At 65.1% G+C, this 17,978-nt stretch carries 16 protein-coding genes and 1 pseudogene; 8 read left to right on the top strand and 9 right to left on the bottom strand.

Features of this window, described 5'->3' with window-relative positions:
• Positions 1–128 precede the first annotated feature (128 nt).
• From VEC01_RS11735 to VEC01_RS11695, 9 genes are all read right to left on the bottom strand, one after another.
• Positions 129–2,312 carry a copper-transporting P-type ATPase gene (locus tag VEC01_RS11735; RefSeq protein WP_414691447.1) on the bottom strand — a complete coding sequence of 728 codons (2,184 nt, stop codon included), beginning with the start codon at positions 2,310–2,312 and terminating at the stop codon, positions 129–131.
• Positions 2,313–2,460: 148 nt separating this feature from the next.
• Positions 2,461–2,670 (bottom strand): heavy-metal-associated domain-containing protein, encoded by a 210-nt coding sequence (locus VEC01_RS11730; protein WP_324901007.1) that lies wholly within the window; start codon positions 2,668–2,670, stop codon positions 2,461–2,463.
• A gap of 96 nt (positions 2,671–2,766) precedes the next feature.
• On the bottom strand, positions 2,767–3,123 hold the full coding sequence (locus tag VEC01_RS11725) for a copper-binding protein (protein ID WP_324901006.1): 357 nt from the start codon (positions 3,121–3,123) through the stop codon (positions 2,767–2,769).
• Positions 3,124–3,421: 298 nt separating this feature from the next.
• The gene (locus tag VEC01_RS11720) at positions 3,422–3,826 is read right to left on the bottom strand and encodes a hypothetical protein (protein WP_324901005.1); all 405 of its coding nucleotides are present in this window, start codon (positions 3,824–3,826) and stop codon (positions 3,422–3,424) included.
• Between the two features lie 132 nt (positions 3,827–3,958).
• On the bottom strand, positions 3,959–4,522 hold the full coding sequence (locus VEC01_RS11715) for a YIP1 family protein (protein WP_324901004.1): 564 nt from the start codon (positions 4,520–4,522) through the stop codon (positions 3,959–3,961).
• Positions 4,523–4,659: 137 nt separating this feature from the next.
• Positions 4,660–4,875: a hypothetical protein gene (locus VEC01_RS11710; RefSeq protein WP_324901003.1), complete on the bottom strand. Its 216-nt coding sequence runs from the start codon at positions 4,873–4,875 to the stop codon at positions 4,660–4,662.
• Between the two features lie 106 nt (positions 4,876–4,981).
• Entirely contained in the window at positions 4,982–6,154 is a 1,173-nt protein-coding gene (locus VEC01_RS11705; protein WP_324901002.1) for an HPP family protein, read from the bottom strand.
• Positions 6,155–6,263: 109 nt separating this feature from the next.
• Positions 6,264–6,542, bottom strand: a complete 279-nt coding sequence (locus VEC01_RS11700) for a hypothetical protein (protein WP_324901001.1) — start codon at positions 6,540–6,542, stop codon at positions 6,264–6,266.
• Positions 6,543–6,622: 80 nt separating this feature from the next.
• Positions 6,623–7,294, bottom strand: coding sequence for an SOS response-associated peptidase (locus tag VEC01_RS11695; protein WP_324901000.1), 672 nt, complete (start codon positions 7,292–7,294; stop codon positions 6,623–6,625).
• Between the two features lie 193 nt (positions 7,295–7,487).
• Between VEC01_RS11695 and VEC01_RS11690 the strand changes: the two genes are divergently transcribed.
• The 8 genes and pseudogenes from VEC01_RS11690 to VEC01_RS11655 all read left to right on the top strand — a co-directional run.
• Complete coding sequence (locus VEC01_RS11690) at positions 7,488–8,513, top strand: SDR family oxidoreductase (protein ID WP_324900999.1); 1,026 nt, start codon at positions 7,488–7,490, stop codon at positions 8,511–8,513.
• A 70-nt stretch (positions 8,514–8,583) separates the two neighbouring features.
• Positions 8,584–8,976 carry a TraR/DksA family transcriptional regulator gene (locus tag VEC01_RS11685; protein ID WP_324900998.1) on the top strand — a complete coding sequence of 131 codons (393 nt, stop codon included), beginning with the start codon at positions 8,584–8,586 and terminating at the stop codon, positions 8,974–8,976.
• Positions 8,977–9,086: 110 nt separating this feature from the next.
• A complete protein-coding gene (locus VEC01_RS11680) occupies positions 9,087–10,100 on the top strand; it encodes an adenosine deaminase (protein WP_324900997.1) in 1,014 nt (337 codons plus the stop codon).
• Between the two features lie 46 nt (positions 10,101–10,146).
• Positions 10,147–10,731, top strand: a complete 585-nt coding sequence (locus VEC01_RS11675) for a DUF4126 domain-containing protein (protein WP_324900996.1) — start codon at positions 10,147–10,149, stop codon at positions 10,729–10,731.
• Positions 10,731–13,232 carry an ABC transporter permease gene (locus VEC01_RS11670; protein WP_324900995.1) on the top strand — a complete coding sequence of 834 codons (2,502 nt, stop codon included), beginning with the start codon at positions 10,731–10,733 and terminating at the stop codon, positions 13,230–13,232. Before VEC01_RS11675 ends, VEC01_RS11670 begins: the two co-directional genes overlap by 1 nt.
• Before the next feature lie 596 nt (positions 13,233–13,828).
• Positions 13,829–14,974 carry a polysaccharide biosynthesis/export family protein gene (locus VEC01_RS11665; RefSeq protein WP_324900994.1) on the top strand — a complete coding sequence of 382 codons (1,146 nt, stop codon included), beginning with the start codon at positions 13,829–13,831 and terminating at the stop codon, positions 14,972–14,974.
• Positions 14,975–15,112: 138 nt separating this feature from the next.
• On the top strand, positions 15,113–17,359 hold the full coding sequence (locus VEC01_RS11660) for a polysaccharide biosynthesis tyrosine autokinase (protein WP_324900993.1): 2,247 nt from the start codon (positions 15,113–15,115) through the stop codon (positions 17,357–17,359).
• 112 nt (positions 17,360–17,471) lie between these two features.
• Positions 17,472–17,978: pseudogene (locus VEC01_RS11655) on the top strand (phosphomannomutase/phosphoglucomutase); the annotation flags it as partial.

The raw sequence follows: 17,978 nt of genomic DNA, 5'->3' as shown, positions 1-17,978 counted from the left end.
GTTGCGATCCCTTGACCCGGATTAATTCTTCCCGGCGATTCTTGACCTGGATTAGCTTTTTTCCGGCAACGCAACGATCGCCGCCGGTTCTGCCGCAGGCAGAACCGGTTTCTTTGCGCCTTTTCCCGTCATCTTCCCCCGCCGCGCAGCCGCAGCGCGTTCGCGATCACCGACACGGAACTGAGGCTCATCGCGAGCGCGGCGATCATCGGCGACAGCAGCTGTCCGGTGAACGGATAGAGAAGGCCGGCTGCCAGCGGAATGCCGAGCGCGTTGTACACGAAGGCAAAGCCGAGGTTCTGGCGCATGTTGCGTACGGTGTCGAGGGAAAGCGCGCGGGCGCGGGCGATCGACCGCAGGTCGCCCTTGACGAGGGTGACGTGGGCGCTGTTGATCGCGACATCGGTGCCGGTGCCCATCGCGATGCCGACGTTCGACTTCGCCAGCGCCGGCGCATCGTTGATGCCGTCGCCGGCCATCGCCACCGTCTTGCCCTCTTGCTGCAGCCGTTCGACCAGCTGCAGCTTGTCCTGCGGCTTGACCTCGCCGTAAACCTGTGCGATGCCGAGCCGCCTGGCGACCGACCGCGCGGTCGTGACGCCGTCGCCGGTCGCCATGATGACCTGGATGCCGGCGTCCTTGAGCGCCTGCAGCGCTTCCGGCGTGGTGCGCTTGACCGGATCGGAGACCGCCAGCAGGCCGAGCAGGCGCCCGTCCGCCGCCAGGTACATCACGCTCGCGCCTTCGCCGCGCAGCGCCTCGGCCTCATGCTGGAGCGGGCGCCAGTCGACCTTTTCCTGGTCCATCAGGACCGTGTTGCCAAGGGCGACGCGACGGCCGGCCACCACGCCTGTCACGCCGATGCCGCTCGACGATTCGAAGGTCTTTGGCTTGTCCAGCTGCAGTTTCTGTTTGCGCGCCTCGTCGACGATGGCTTGCGCCAGCGGATGTTCGCTGCCCTGGTCGAGGCTGGCCGCCACGTGCAGCACCTCCTGTACGGTGATGCCGGGCGCGGGGAGGGCGCGCTCGAACGCGGGCTTGCCTTCGGTCAGCGTGCCGGTCTTGTCGACGATCAGCGTGTCGACCTTGCGCATCGCTTCGATCGCCGCGGCGTCGCGGAACAGGATGCCTTGCGTGGCGGCGCGCCCTGTTGCAGCCATGATGGACATCGGAGTGGCCAGGCCGAGCGCACAGGGGCAGGCGATGATCAGCACGGCCACCGCGTTCACGAAGCCGTATACCCAGCTCGGCTCGGGGCCGAAGAAACCCCAGGCGAGAAGGGTCAGGAGCGCGATGCCGACCACGGCCATCACGAAATAACCGGCCACGACGTCGGCCAGCCGCTGCAGCGGCGCCCGCGTGCGCTGCGCGTTCGCGACCATCTGGACGATCTGCGACAGCATGGTCTGCGCGCCCACTTTCTCGGCGCGCATGACCAGGCTGCCGCTGGTGTTGATGGTGGCGCCGATCAGCATGTCGCCCGGCCGCTTCGTGACCGGGACCGGCTCGCCGGTCAGCATGGACTCGTCCAGCGCGCTTTCGCCTTCCAGCACGATGCCGTCGACCGGCACCTTTTCGCCGGGACGCACGCGCAGCACGTCGCCGATGTGCACATGGGGCAGCGGCACGTCTTCCTCGCCGCCGTCGCCGCGGATGCGGCGCGCGGTCCTGGGCGCCAGCCCGAGCAGGGCCTTGATCGCGGCACTGGTCTGCGAGCGGGCCCGCAGTTCCAGGATCTGGCCGAGCAGGGTGAGGGAGATGATGACCGCGGCGGCTTCGTAGTAGACGCCGATGCGGCCGTGCATCGCAAACGAAGCGGGGAACAGCTGCGGCGCGAAGGTGGCCGCCAGGCTGTAGCCGTAGGCGGCGGCGACGCCGATGGCGATCAGGGTCCACATGTTCGGGCTGCGGTTGCGGATCGACGCGAGGCCGCGCAGGAAGAACGGCCAGCCGGCCCAGAGCACCACCGGCGTGCTGAGCGCCAGTTCCACCCAGCTTTGCGCCGGCACCCCGCCGGCCACCATACGGTGGCCGAACATCGCGAGGACGGCGACCGCGACCGTCAGCGGCAGCGTCCACCAGAAGCGGCGCCGGAAGTCGACCAGCTCGGGGTTTTCCTGTTCTTCCAGTGACGGCAGCACCGGTTCGAGCGCCATGCCGCACTTCGGGCAGATGCCGGGAGCCGGTTGCCGGATCTCCGGGTGCATCGGGCAGGTGTAGATGGTTCCCGGCGGCGCTTCCGGCGCCGGTTCCCGGCGCTGATGCCCGTCGTGGGGGTGATGGTCATGAAGGTGATGCGCGTGGTCGTTCATGATGGTCTCCGTGGCGGCAGGCGCGCCGATGTTTCTCGCTCGCCTGCGCAAGCGCGGAAACCCCGGCCGCAAGGCCAAATGAGGTGATCAAGGCTTTCCAGGTCCACATCCGCCTGTTCGGCACCGATCATGCCGGACAGGCGGCGCTTCAGCCCGCCGGCTGGGGAGTGCGGGCCGGATAGCCGGCGGCGGTGATGGCGGCCGTCACTTCGGCCGGGTCGGCATCCGTTTCCACCAGCACTTTCTTGCCGCGCAGGTCGATGCTGACGGTCGCGTCGCTGTCCACCGACTCGATGGCGCGCCTGACGCGGGCAGCGCAGCCGCCGCAGGTCATTTTTTCCACAAGCAGTTCAAACATGGCAGTTCTCCTTTCGTGATCCTGTGACCACTGTAGACCTTCCCATCATGGGAAGGTCAAGGACGCCGTGTGGGCCGCATGCGTTCGGGCGCGGCCTTACCTGACCGAGGTGATCACGTAGTTCGCGCCTTGCTGCACAAACTCGAATTGCACCTTCTGTCCCACCGTAAGCTTGTCGAACAGCGACTTGTCCTTGACGGCGAACGCCATGGTCATGCCCGGCCACTTGAGGCTTTGCACCGGGCCATGCGCGATGGTCACCCGGGTTTTCTTCGCGTCGATGGATTTGACCGTGCCCTCGGCTTCGTGCGACATCGCCGCCTGCTTCTGGCCGGCGCTCTTGCCATTCGTTGGGCCGTGATTGTGCGCGCCCGCGCCCTCCTTGTTTCCTGATTGCGCAAAGGCGATGCCGGAGAGGGCAAGGGCGAGTGTGGTCGAGACGAGATGTTTCATCGGAATTGCTCCTTTGGTTGGGCGGGCACAGCCCTGGTCGGCGCCGGTATGGCAGGAGCCGGACTCTTGCGGAATGCCGTACTTCCGGGTAGTCGGAGGGATTGGCAACGGGGTGGGGGCGCACCGAAAAGCCCTTGCTCTCGAAGGTGCGTGCAGGATCTGTTCACGGCCGCCGTTTCGCCGAGTGAAAAGTGCGGCAATGGCCGCGGTGCAGATGCGCAACAGGCTGACGCGCGGAGAGCGGCTCGCGCAGGGTGCGGCCGGCGGAGAATAAGCGGCGGCGCGGCTGCCGCCCGGGTTATCGGTTGTTTTCCCTGGCGCGGGACGGCCGCGGGCTCGAGTTGACCGCGTTGCCCGCATTGCCGGCGGAAGCGGCTTTCGGGAAGTATTTGTCGGCGTAATGATCGTTCAGGTTCTTGCCCTTTTCGTCGATCAGCTCGCCGACGATCAGGGTTTTCCGGTCCGCGGTGGTAAAGGCCATCGAATACGTGCCGTTCTGCGATACCACCCAGCCGGTCAGGCCGGAAGCGGCGGGAAAGGTCGCCACCACCTTCGCGCCCTTGGCTTCGGCATCCCGGATCGGCTTTGGATGGCGCGGGGCGGCATGCGCCGCTTGCACCGCCAGGAACAGGGCAACACAAGCCATGCCGGCGCGCAGCGGCATGGTCTTGGAGGAGGAGGGCAGCGTATTGGAAAGCGGCATGCGGGTTCTTCCGGGTCGCAATTGCAATTGCGCAGTAGTGTAACCCGACGGCGCCCGGGCGGGAGCAATGATGCGCGGGCAAGTGGCGGCAGGACGCGGCCGTCCGCTCGCGCGGGCTGCCCGGATCTCCGGTCAGCCGGCCAGCGGTACGACCACGGCGCCGCAGAGCACGGTCCACAGCAGGCCGCCCACCGAGAAGGCGGTCGAGGCCAGCGCCTGCGCATCTTCCTCGTCGCGGATCCGGTAGACGCTGCGCAGGCAGCGGTGCAGCAGGAGGGCGGATACGAGGAGGCCGGCGGCGCCGATGACAAGCAGCAGCGCCACATTCGGGACGGCCAGCGCGAGGCTGGAGACCCAGAGCGGTACGGCGCTCAGCGAGGCAATCAGGAAGGTCATGCGGAAATTGCCCTCGATCTTGAGCATCCCGGACAAGTCGTGCATGACCCAGGCCATGAGCGGCACGGTGACCAGTTCCGCAGCAAACACGATCAGTGCCAGTTCGCGCCAGCTCGCTTCCGGCGCCGCCCCCAGGAATGCGCCCGGATGGAAGTGCCCGGCAAGCAGCAGCATGGCCGGGGGAATGATGGAAAACGGCAGGAGGATGAAAAAGAAGGTCTGGGCAACGGCGGGCAGGCGGCGGCCGGCCTGGTTTTTTTCATCCGAGAGCAGCATCGTGATGTAATCCATTGTCGTCATGTTGTCACAAACACTTAGTTGCCGATGGTTCCAATGTAGTTCACGCCTGCACGGATTTCCAGAGCGGAAAGCCCGGAAAAGCGCACCATGCTGCGAACCTCTGCGCTGGAGCAAACCCGCCGGCGTTGCGCGCGGGCTTACTTTTCCTGCGGGTCCTGCGGCGTGTCCTTCATGTAGGAAAAGCGCGGCCGCTGCTCCTCCGGCGTCGGCCTGCGGTCGGCGTATTCCTGTTCCTCGACCACATCGAAGTATTGCCCGCCATCGATCGGCTTGCCGACGAAGGGGCCGTTTCCCGGTTGCCGTGCCGACGCGGCATTGCGTGCGCGGCGCACCTGCCTGGCTTTCTGTCCCATGATCGACTCCTTTCGTATTTCTAACTTGAAATGCACGGTTGCCCTGGGCGGCGCGCGCCGGTGGGATCAGTATAGGCAGAGATTGCGGAACGCGCCGGCAGCCCCGTCAAGCGGCCTGCGCAACGTCGCCGAGCCCGCTGCGGTAGAGCGCGGCAATCAGGTCCGATTGCGTAATCATGCCTGCCAGCCGGAGCTGGTCGTCCAGGACCGGCACATGGTGCAGGCCGAAATCGGACAGCAGCGGCACCAGTTCGACGATGTGCATGCCTGCGCTGACGGTGCGCACCTGGCGCGTCATGATCTGGCCGACCACCTCGGCCTTGTCGGAATGCGGCGCCATGGTGCGCCGGATGAAGTGGCGCAGCTTGGCCTCGAACCCAGGATAGACATCAAGATTGGCGTGCTTCATGAAGTCCACGAAGGTGACGATGCCGATCACGCGCCGCGCGCGGTCCACCACCGGCAGCGCCTTGATCTTGTGACGCCGCAGCAGCGACCATGCTTCTTCCAGAGGCGTGCCGAACTCGACGGTGACGAGGTCGCGCGACATGATGTCGGCGCAGGTGATCTCGCCGAACCGGCGGCGGTAGGCATGCATTTCCGCCTGCAGGAACAGCGATGCGAGATCGTCGCGGCTGACGTCGAGGACTTCGTTGTACTGCCGCAGCACCTGGTCGAGATCAGCCGCGGTGAATCCCATGCGCGAGGTCGGCGGCGTGTCGGAGGTCAGGTGCTTGTTGGCCTGCGCCGTGCGGTGCGGATAGCGATGGCGGGTCGCGTTGTTGAAGACCAGCGCAATGACCACCAGCGCCAGCGAATTGAGCGCAACCGGCACGGCGGCGAACTGGTAGCCGGCCGCCTGCACGGCGGGACCGCCGATCACTGCCATCAGCGCGATCGCGCCGCCTGGCGGATGCAGGCAGCGCAGCGCGAACATGGCGGCGATTGCGCCGGCGACCGCGAGCGCCGCGGCGAGCACCGGTTCGCCGATCCACTGGGCGCAGGCGACGCCGATCAGCGCCGATACGATGTTGCCTCCGATGATGGGCCAGGGCTGCGCGAGCGGGCTCGAGGGCAGCGCGAAGACGAGGGCGGCGGAGGCGCCGACCGGGGCGATGATTGCCGGCGTAACCGCGTCCGCGCCGAGGATCAGGCGGGTCAGCAGGCCCGTGAGGAAAACGCCCAGCAGCGTGCCGCAGCAGGCGCGCAGGCGTTCCGCGCCGCCGACGGCGGAAGCTTGGGGCACGGTCTCGCGCAGCCACTGCAATATCTTCAACACAGACAAACTCCGTCTACGAACCCGGCATTTGCCGGACAGGAACTTGCCGAAGTGTATACCAAATGCCCCAAACTGGTGCGCTCGATCGCGTCTTTGCTTTACAGCGAAATCAGGCTTTCAGGTATCGCTTGACCCCGTTCTTCTTGAGCACATCGCCCCAGGATTCGATATGGTAGATCTCGCCCACCTTGTGCAGCACCACGCCGAACTCTTCGCGCAGCCGCTGCACGTCGGCGTCGATCGCATCGCGGTCGAGGCTGGTGAGATCGGCGATGGCCGACAGCGTGGGCCGCTCCAGCAGGTCGATCGCGGACAGCAGCACGAACAGGCGACGGGCGTCCTGGGCCGGGTATTGCGGCACGCCAAAATCGTTTTTCGGATAAGTCATTGCGGGACTCCTGTTCTTGTCGATCCGAAGACAGCATTTGCCGGATCATGTTCTTGCGCCGCGCCCGCTTCCGCGCCTTCTCAGGCGATGGGCTGGAGCAGCGATGGATCGTCGTTGACAACCTTGTTCACCGCATGTGCCACGCCCCACGCCTGCAGGCGCGCCGGGTCGAACGGCTTCACCAGCTGCAACAACTCGGCGTCGGGCACCGGCTCGGCGGCGAGCCAGGTCGCCCAGTCGGCGCGGTCGACCAGTACCGGCATGCGGTGATGAATCGGCGCGAGCACCGCATTGGCCTCGGTGGTCAGGATGGTGCAGGTGTCGATGGAGGTGCCGTCGGCCTTGCGGCTGGTTTCCCAGATGCCGGCGAAGGACATCGGCGTGCCGTCGCTGAAGGAAATGAAGAATGGCTGCTTGGTTCTCTGGCCGGGCACCGCCTTCCACTCGTAGAAGCCGGAAGCCGGGATCAGGCAGCGCCGGCGGCGGAAGGCTTGCCGGAACATCGGTTTTTCCGCGACCGTTTCGCCGCGCGCGTTGTTGAGCATGGGCATGGAGGACGGATCCCTGGCCCAGGCCGGGATGAAGCCCCAGCGCATCAGCGAACCGGCGCGCCCGTCGGGGCTGTCGCGCACGACGGCGATCATGGTGCCTGGAGCAATGTTGTACCGTGGCGCGGTGTCGGGGTAGCTGAGCGCGTCGTACCATTGCTGAAGCTGCCAGGGAGGCGTATTGGAAGCGAAGCGTCCGCACATGGTGCAGATTGTAAGCCCATTCGCGCCGTGCGGTGGAGGGCGCCGCGGAGGGGAAGCGATGCAAAAATGCGCATACACCTGGTAAGAATTGCAGCGGAAGGCAAGGTTCCGGTGTCCCTGTACTACTGAGCAATGCCGGCAGGCAGCGGGCACGCTTTTCGCTGAATAAAGCGCCGGAAAGGAGTGGCCCGAGATGAAATTCCAGCTGAAAAAGATTGCGGACCAGGTGATCGTGATCACCGGCGCGACCAGCGGCATCGGCTTGACCACCGCACGCAAGGCCGCCAAGCGCGGCGCAAAAGTGGTGCTGGTGGCGCGCAACGAAGATGCGCTCAAGCAGCTGACCTTCGAATTGTCCAAGCAGGGCCGTGCGGCAATGTATGTGGTGGCCGACGTCGGCATCGAGGAAGACGTGCGCAAGGTCGCGCGCGCGGCGATCGAGCGCTTTGGCGGCTTCGATACCTGGGTCAACAATGCCGGCGTTTCCATCTTCGGCCGGTACGAGGATATTTCCCTGGAAGACCAGCGCCGCCTGTTCCAGACCAATTTCTGGGGCGTGGTGCACGGTTCGCTGGTGGCGGTGGAGCACCTGAAGCAGCACGGCGGCGCGATCATCAATCTCGGCAGCGAGGTGTCCGACCGCGCCATTCCGCTGCAGGGCATGTATTCCGCCTCCAAGCACGCGGTCAAGGGTTTTACCGACTCCCTGCGCCTGGAACTCGAGGAACAGGGCGCGCCGGTGGCGGTCACGCTGATCAAGCCGGCGGCGGTCGACACCATGTTCGTCGAGCACGCGAAGAACTACCTCGAGGTCGAGCCGCGCCTGCCGCCGCCGGTGTATGCGCCGGAAATCGCGGCCGATGCGATCCTGTACGCCGCCACCCATTTCAAGCGCGACATCTTCGTCGGGGGCGCCGCGAAGCTGGTGTCGGCGGGCGCGCATTACGCGCCGCGCGCACTGGACAGTTACATGAAACGTTTCCTGTTCCGGCAGCAGAAAACCGGTACGCCGGCAAAGGACCGCGGCCAGAACAGCCTGTACCAGGCCGGCTCCGGCCTGCAGGAGCGCCAGGGGCATGAGGGGCGCGTGCTGGAGTCGAGCCTGTACACCGCCGCCGAGATCCATCCGAAGACGGTCAACACCGTCCTGCTCGGCATCGGAATTGCGTTGCTCGCCTGGTGGGGGCTGCGGCCCGAGGCGCAAACGCAGTTCGACTGATGCAGTCCGACTGGTGCCCGCCGCGCCCGGTGAACCGGCATTGATCCAACCCTGATTGCGAAAGAACGCCATGTCCACGCTGAGTGCTGAGCAAGTGTCCGAATTGAGCAAGATGCTCGACGACCGCTACAAGGAATTGAGTGCGGAGCTGCACCGGGAAGTCAATGAACAGGACGGCTTCCTCGATGTCGCCACTGAAGCGCCCGATCCCGGCGATTCCTCCTTCGCCAACCTGTCTGTGGATCTCGGCAATGCCGCGATCACGCGCGACATTGTCGAACTGCGCGCGATCGAGGCGGCGCGCAACCGCATGGAAAACGGCACCTACGGCGATTGCACCAGTTGCGAAACCGAAATCCCGTATGAGCGGCTGAAGGTGCAGCCGGCCGCGGAACGCTGCGCGCCTTGCCAGGAGGCATACGAAAAGAGCCATGCGGAAGGCGGCCGCGGCGCCACCATGTAAGCATTGAAGCGGCAATTGTGCCGGGTGGCATATTGAGGTCTGTCAACGATTCCGCACTTCCTCCTTGTTACCGTACAATCGGCATATTGACGATAAAACGAGGAGGGAAAATGGACGCAGCATTACGCGACATCCTGATCAAGATGCCGAAGGCCGAGCTGCACATGCATATCGAAGGGTCGCTCGAACCCGAGCTGATTTTCGCGCTTGCGAAACGCAACGGCGTGACGCTGGACTACCCGTCCGTCGAGGCGCTGCGGCGCGCCTACGCGTTCACCGATCTGCAATCCTTTCTCGACATTTACTACGCCGGCGCCAGCGTGCTGTTGAAGGAGCAGGATTTCTACGACATGACCTGGGCCTACCTGGAGCGCGCCCGCGCCGACAATGTCCGCCATGCCGAGATCTTTTTCGACCCGCAGACGCACACCGACCGCGGCGTGCCGTTCGCCACAGCGATCACCGGCATTCATCGCGCGCTGCGGGACGCGGAGGCGAAGTGGGGCATGAGCACCGGCCTGATCATGTGCTTCCTGCGCCATCTGTCGGAGGAAGAGGCGTTCGCCACGCTGGAGCAGGCGATGCCGCACCGGGACAAGTTCATCGGCGTCGGGCTGGATTCATCCGAGCGCGGCCATCCGCCGGAAAAATTCGCGCGCGTCTTCGAGCGCTGCCGGGAACTCGGGCTGCGCCTGGTTGCCCATGCAGGAGAGGAAGGCCCGCCGGAATACATCCGCACCGCGCTCGACCTGCTCAAGGTGGAGCGCATCGACCACGGCGTGCGCTGTCTCGAGGACAGCGGTCTGACCCAGCGGCTGGCGCGCGAAAAGATCGCGTTGACCGTCTGCCCCTTGTCCAACGTGAAGCTGCGCGTGTTCGACAAGGCGTCCGACCACAACCTGCTGAAGCTGATCGAGGCCGGTCTGGCCGTGACCGTCAATTCCGACGACCCCGCTTACTTCGGTGGTTACGTGAACGACAATTTCGTGCAGATGTTCGAGGTCTTGCCGTTGGAAAAGAACCATGCGTACCAGTTGGCGCGCAACAGCTTTTCCGCGTCCTTCCTCGATAACCAGGCCAAGCGGAAATGCCTGGACGAAGTCGATGCGTTTTTCGAACAGTAACTGAACCGTATCCACGCGCCGGGCCGCTATCCGGACAGGAGGATGCATGGCTGATCCGTTCACTGCTGCAGCGCTTGCCGGTGGCCTTTCGTGGGCCAGCGGCATCCGGCTGTACATGACGCTGTTTGTCGCCGGCTGGTTCGGGCGTGCCGGCTGGGTCGAGCTGCCCGAAAGCCTGCAGGTGCTGGAATCCCCCTGGGTGATGGCGGTTACCGGCGCGCTGCTGCTGGTGGAGTTCCTGGCAGACAAGATTCCCGGCATCGATTCCGGCTGGGATGCGATCCAGACCTTCATCCGGGTGCCGGCCGGCGCGGTGCTCGGCGCTGCCGCACTGGGCCAGATGGGCACCGAATGGACGACCATTGCCGCCATTCTCGGCGGCACCTTCGCCGCGGGCGCGCACCTGACCAAGGCGGGCAGCCGGGCATTGATCAATACGTCGCCCGAGCCGTTCAGCAACTGGGCCGCATCCTTTACCGAGGATATGGCGGTGCTCGGTGGTCTGTGGGCAGCCTTCTTCTATCCCTGGCTGCTGTTCTTTTTCCTCGCACTTTTTTTCCTGGCCGCATTGTGGCTGCTGCCCAAGTTGTGGCGCGGGCTGCGCTGGCTTTTCAGAAAGTTGAGCACCTGATGCTGAAACAGGCACTGCTGATGACCCGGCGCGACTGGCGGGCGGGCGAACTTCGTTTCCTGCTGGTTGCACTGATCGTCGCGGTGGCCTCGCTGTCGTCGGTCGGGTTTTTCGTCGACCGCATGCGCGCCGGACTCAATCGCGACGCGCACCAGCTGCTCGGCGCCGACCTCGTGATCAACGCCGACCAGCCGATCCAGGATGCCTGGCGCGAGCAGGCGCGCCAGCGCGGCCTGGTCCTGGCGGAGACCATCACCTTTCCCAGCATGGCGAGCGCCGGCGACGGCGACGACGCCCGCTCGCAGCTGGCGTCGGTCAAGGCGGTGTCGCCCGGTTATCCGCTGCGCGGCGCGCTCAAGGTGACGGACCGGCCGGAAGGGGAGGACGCGGAAACGCGCGAGGTGCCGCAGGCCGGCACCGTGTGGGCAGATGCCGCCGTGCTGCAGGCGCTTAATGTGAAGACGGGCGAGCCGCTGCGGCTGGGTGACAAGTCCTTCCGCGTAACGCGCGTCATCACGCTGGAACCCGATCGCGGCGCCGGTTTCATCAATTTCGCGCCGCGCGTGATGCTGCCGCTGGCCGATCTGGCGGCGACCAATCTGATCCAGAACGGTTCACGCGTGACTTACCGGCTGCTGCTGGCCGGCGACGCGGCAAGCGTCGCTTCCTATAGGAAATGGCTGCTAGCGGCGCTGGAGCAAGGCAGTGTGCGCGGCGTACGGGTCGAATCGCTGGAATCGGGACGGCCGGAAATGCGCGCGACCCTGGACCGCGCGGAACAATTCCTGTCGCTGGTGAGCCTGCTGTCGGCGATGCTGGCGGCGATTGCGGTGGCGATGGCTGCGCGCCGCTTCATGCTGCGCCACCTCGACGCCTGCGCGATGCTGCGCTGCCTCGGCCTGACGCAGAACCAGGTGACCACGATGTACCTGGCCGAATTCGTCGCGGTCGGCTTTGCCGGCAGCGTGCTCGGGGCCGCCGTCGGTTTCGCCGCGCACTTCGTGCTGCTCGACTGGCTTGGCCGGCTGGTGACGAACGAGCTGCCGCCGGCGACCCTGCTGCCCGGCATCCAGGGCATCGCCACCGGCATGCTGCTGCTGGTCGGGTTCGCGGTCCCGCCCATCCTGCAACTGCGCAACGTGCCGCACAACCGGGTGATCCGGCGCGAACAGGATCCGCCGCAGCCGGTAACGCTGGCCACCTATGCGCTCGGGCTGTCGGTCTTCATCGGCCTGCTGCTCTGGCAGGCAGGCAACGTCAAGCTCGGGCTGATGACCGCCGCCGGCTTCCTCGGCGGACTCGCGCTGTTCGCGGCCGTCGGCTGGCTCGGCCTGAAGTGGCTGCGCCTGGTGCGGCCGGCGATCAACAGCCCGAGCTGGCGCTTCGCCGTCACCGCCTTGCAGCGGCGCACTGCGGCAACCGTGGTGCAGGTGGTGGCGCTGTCACTGGGCCTGATGGCCTTGCTGCTGCTGACCGTGATCCGCGGCGACCTGATCGCGGCATGGCGCAGCTCGACGCCCCCGGACGCGCCGAACCGCTTCGTCATCAATATCCAGCCGGACCAGAAGGCGGAGATCGAGCAGCGGCTGGCCGACAACGGCGTGGTGCGGCCGATGCTGTACCCGATGATCCGCGGCCGCCTGATCAGGCTGAACGATAACGTGATCACCGCCGACAGCTATACCGAGGACCGGGCGCGGCGGCTGGTCGATCGCGAATTCAACCTGTCGACGATGCGCGACATGCCCGAGCAGAACCATGTGGTCGCCGGCCGCTGGTTCAATGACAGCAGGCCGGAGGCCTCGGTGGAAGAGGGACTGGCGAAGACGCTCAACATCAAGCTGGGCGATACCCTGCGCTTCGACATCGGCGGCATGCAGGTGGATGCAAAGGTGACCAGCCTGCGCAAGCTGGAATGGGGATCGATGCGGGTGAACTTCTTCGTGATCCTGAATCCTTCGCTGATGAAGGACATGCCGCACACATGGATCACCGCCTTCCACCTGCCGGATGCGAAAGCCGCGGTCGCCAACGGTCTGACGCGCGACTTCCCGAACCTGACGGTGGTCGATGTCGGCAGCATGATCCGGCAGGTGCAGACCGTGCTGGACCAGGTGATCCGCGCGGTCGAATTCCTGTTCCTGTTCACGCTCGCCTCCGGTGTGCTGGTGCTGTATGCGGCGCTGGTCGGCTCACAGGACGAACGCATCCGCGAATCGGGACTGCTGCGCGCGCTGGGCGCGACCCGCAACCAGTTGTCGCGGGCGCAGTGGATCGAATTCGCGCTGGTCGGCGGATTGGCCGGCGTGCTGGCTGCCAGCGGCGCGGCCGCCGTCGGTTGGGCGCTTGCCAATTATGTGTTCAGCTTCGAGTGGCACTTCAGCCCGGTGGTCTGGCTGGCCGGACTGTTCGTCGGTTCGCTGTGCGCCTTCGTCGGCGGCTGGATCGGCCTGCGCAACGTACTGAAGCATCCGCCGCTGCAGACGCTGCGCGGCACCTGAGCTGTATCCTCCCGGTCCGCTTTGCGCGGACCGTCTTCCCCTTCTTTTCCCCGCCCAATGCGCAGGCTTAATCAAGCTTAAGCCTTGCGCGCCCTGAGCGTGCTTTTTCGCAAGATCCTTGCGGCATCGGTCTCCTATATTCCTTGCAGCACGCAGGCATTTCCTCGTAACGAAATCTTTCCGGATTGCGGCGTGCCAGTGCCGTCCGCGCCCTTGCTGCAGATGGAAACCGCAACGTCGGGAACAAAACAACGCTTTCAGACGGGCGGATTTCATATCTCGTTTGCCGTTGATACGCGTCAAAACAGGCGGTGAGGGGTTACGTAAAGTTGTACATCAGATAAGTCGCCAATGGTCAACAGGCAACGAAAGAGTTGGAGCTGGGGAATCCCGTCATACCCGGATGGGAGCACCCGCAATCGCGCAGTCGCTCATCGCACGACCGTGGCGCTGCCGCATGGCCACGTCGTTTCGACGACATTTCAAAGACATTCTCTAAACATTGGAAATGCCATCGGCTTCCATGGCCGGGTTGAATTAATCAGTGGGGTAATCAAATGCACTTCAAGTCCAAAGCATCTCTGAAGAGATGGAGTATGGTTGCTGTCATGCCGTGGCTGGCCGCCTGCGCATCGGTCGCACCGGGCCTGCACTTCAATAACGCCGGTTCCGGCACGAGCGCCGGATCGAGCGCGAGCGCGAGCGCCAGCGGCGGCGCTGACGCGGAGGCCATCAACGCCGTGCTGAAGCCGATTACGCCCCAGCTGGTGAAGGCGGAGCGCGAACTGCGCGAGAAACAGGTCAGCCAGGACATCTCGAAGCTGCTCGGCCGCCCCGGGCCGTACACGATCGAAACCGGCGACGTGCTGTCGATCGTCGTATGGGATCATCCGGAGCTGTCCAATTCCGCGACGGTCGCTGCCGGCGGCAATGTCGGCACCGGCGCGGACGCATCCACCTCGGCGACGACTGCGCCGCCGGCAGGTTTCATGGTGGACCACGAGGGCATGGTCCAGTTCCCGTTCGCCGGCCCGCTGAAGGTGGCCGGCCTGACCCAGGACCAGGCGCGCAACCTGCTCACCTCGAAGCTCTCCAAGTACCTGAAGCAGCCCAAGGTCACGCTGCGTGTGCAGTCCTTCCGCAGCAAGCGCGTCTATATCGACGGCGAGGTGAAGAACCCGGGCCTGCAGGCGATCAACGACATTCCGATGACGCTGGTCGAAGCGATCAACCGCGCCGGCGGCGTGCTGCCAACCGGCGACCAGAGCCAGATCATCATCAACCGCAACGGCACCAACTACTTCATCAACCTGCCGCAACTGGTCCAGCGCGGCATCAACCCGGGCAGCATCATGCTCGCCAACGGCGATGTGGTGCGCGTGCGTTCGCGCGATGAAAGCAAGGTATTCGTGTCCGGCGAGGTGGTCAGCCCGCGCGCGCTGCCGATGCACAACGGCCGCCTGACGCTCAACGAAGCGCTCGGCGAGTCCGGCGGCGTCAATCCGACCAGCGGCGACGGCAGCCAGATCTACGTGATCCGCAAGAACGGCACCGAGCAGGTGGTCTATCAGCTCGATGGCCGCGCGCCGGGGGCGCTGGCGATGGCTGAAGGCTTCGAGCTGTCGCCCAAGGATGTGGTGTACGTGGCCGCGACGCCGCTGGCGAACTGGCACCGCGCCATCAGCCTGATCCTGCCGGGCGCGTTGTCGTCCGCGGTCGGCGCCGTCACCCCGGCGAGGTGATCGGGCAGCCGCAAAGGGAAAAGGATGCCGGTCGGCTTTCACGGCATCCCGCCCCGGTGTTGCAACCGCCGGCCCGGGCAGCAGGGAACCGCATCGACGCCTGGCATCTTCATGTACTAACCAATAGCAAACAATCCTATGATGACTCAATCCATACCCCAGTTGACCGGTCCCTCCCGGCCGCAGGAAAACGAAGCCGAGCTGGCAACGTATCTCGACGTACTATGGGAAAGTCGGTGGCTGATCGCCACGATCGCACTGCTGGTGACCTTGCTGGGCGCCGCGTATGCATTCATGTCGACGCCGGTGTACCAGTCCAACCTGCTGATCCACGTCGAGGAAGAGGGGCAGTCCAAATCGGAGGGCATCGTCGGCGACCTGCAGTCGATGTTCGATGTGAAGACCTCGGCACTGGCGGAAATGGAACTGCTCCAGTCGCGTCTGGTGGTTTCGCGCGCGATCGACAACCTGCGCATGTACATCAATGCCGCTCCCAAGCGTTTCCCGGTGGTCGGGAACTGGCTGGCCGAGCGCAATAACGACCTGTCGACACCGGGCCTGTTCGGTTACGGCGGCTACACCTGGGGCGCTGAGAAAATCAACGTCGCGGTGTTCAACGTGCCGGAAGCGCTGCTCAACCGCCAGTTCATCCTCACCGCGGAAGGCAATGGCAACTACCGCGTGACGCAGGAAGAGCAGGGCATCGACCTGAAGGCCAAGGTCGGCGAGACCGCGATCTTCGAGCTGCCAAAGGGCACGATCGAGATCCGCGTCGATCAGCTCGAAGGCCAGCCCGGCGCGCAGTTCACGATGTCGCGCAGCTCGCGCCTGGCAACCATTGAAGGCATCCAGAATTCGCTGAAGGTGGAAGAACTCGGCGGCAAGCAGTCCGGCGTGATCGGCGCCAGCCTGCGCGGCTCCGACCCGCGCGCGGTGCACAGCGTGCTTAACGAGATCAGCAAGGAATACGTGAAGCAGAACGCGGCACGCAAGACCGAGGAAGCGGAAAAGTCGCTCGCCTACCTGAACAAGCAGCTGCCCGAGATCAAGTCCCAGCTGGAGCAGGCCGAAGCGAAGTACAACGCGTTCCGCAATACCAACGGCACCGTGGACCTGGGTGAAGAGTCCAAGCTGACGCTGCAGCAGTCGTCGGCGGCCAAGCTGAAGAAGATGGAGCTGCAGCAGAAGAAGATCGAGCTGCTGGCACGCTATACCGATGAGCATCCCGCGGTGCAGGGCATCGACAGCCAGCTGCGCGAGATCAACGGCCAGATCTCCGCGATGAACGACCACATCAAGTCGCTGCCGGCGCTCGAGCAGAACCTGCTGCGCCTGCAACGTGAAGTGAAGGTCAACACCGAACTGTATACCGCACTGCTGAACACCTCCCAGCAACTGCGCCTGATCACGGTGGGCAAGGTCAGCAATGTGCGCCTGGTTGATACGCCGATGATGCCGGAGAAGCCCGTCAAGCCGAATCGTCCGGTGATCCTGGCGCTGGCGCTGATGGCCGGCCTGTTCCTGGGCGTGGTTGCCGCATTCTTCCGCAAGTCGCTGGCTGGCGCGATCGATTCGCCGGAGCAGCTCGAGCAGATCGCGGGCATCCCGGTCTACGCGACCATCCCGCACAGCAAGAAGCAGCGCGAGCTGTACCAGCAGGTCAGTGCAAAGCACCAGAAGGTGCCGCTGCTGGCGAACGTGTCGTCGACTGACGTCGCGGTCGAGAGCCTGCGCAATTTCCGCACCGCGTTGCAGTTCTCGATGCCGCAGTTCAAGAACAACATCGTGCTGATCACCGGCGCCACGCCGGGCATGGGCAAATCCTTCGTGTCGGCCAACCTCGCCGCTATCATGGCCGCGACCGGCAAGAAGGTGCTGCTGATCGACGCCGACCTGCGCAACGGCCTCTTGCACCTGTACTTCGGCTTCGGTCGCCACGACGGACTGTCGGATGCGATTGCCGGCGCACGCCGCCTCGACCAGGTGATCCATCCGGGCGTGATCGAGAACATGGACTTCATCACCACCGGCACGCTGCCGCAGCATCCGTCCGAGCTGCTGCTGCGCCCGAACTTCGGCGCCTTCCTGCAGGAGCTGTCGTCGCGCTATGACCTGGTGCTGATCGACGCGCCGCCGATCCTGGCGGTGGCCGACACCATGATCATCGGTGCCCATGCGGGGGCGATCTACATCATGACCCGCGCCGGCGTGACCACGCCGGGCGAGATCAGCGAGTCGATGAAGCGCCTGGCGCAGGCTGGCCTGGAAGCGAAGGGCGTGCTGTTCAACGACATCAAGGTCCGCCCCGGCCGCTACGGTTACGGCTATACCTACGGCTACAACCAGCGTCCTGCCGGCAATACCCCGCTGATCGAGGCGTCGTAACGTCTTGCCTGCATCACCACCGCGCGGCGGCATTCTGCCCGCCGCGCGGGCGGCGCCCGCCGCATCCCCTTGCGTTCCGTTTCCACCAACCCTCTATCCACTTCTGCGAATCGTGCTCAGTCTTTCTCCCAGCATCTTCAAGGCCTACGACATCCGCGGCATCGTGGGCAAGACCCTGGACATCGGCGTGGCGCGCCAGATCGGCCAGGCGTTCGGCACCGCTGCCCGCATCAAGGGCGAACAAACCGTGGTGATCGGCCGCGACGGCCGCCTGTCCGGCCCGGACTTGGCGGCCGCGCTCGCCTCCGGCCTGCAGCGCGCCGGCATCGACGTGATCGACCTTGGCGTGGTCGCCACCCCGATGGTCTACTTCGCCACCCACGTACTGGAGGCGCAGTCCGGCATCATGGTCACCGGCAGCCACAACCCGCCCGACTACAACGGTTTCAAGATGGTGCTGGCCGGCGAGGCGATCTACGGCGACGCGATCCAGAGCCTGTACACGACCATTGTGCGCGCCGACTTTGCCAGCGGCAACGGCAGCTACCGCACGCATGACATCAAGGAGGCCTACCTGCAGCGCATCGCAAGCGATGTGAAGACCAGCCGCAAGATGAAG

The organism is Noviherbaspirillum sp. (assembly GCF_035627455.1).
Taxonomy (GTDB): domain Bacteria; phylum Pseudomonadota; class Gammaproteobacteria; order Burkholderiales; family Burkholderiaceae_D; genus Noviherbaspirillum.
This window is presented reverse-complemented; position numbering and strand designations above follow the sequence as displayed.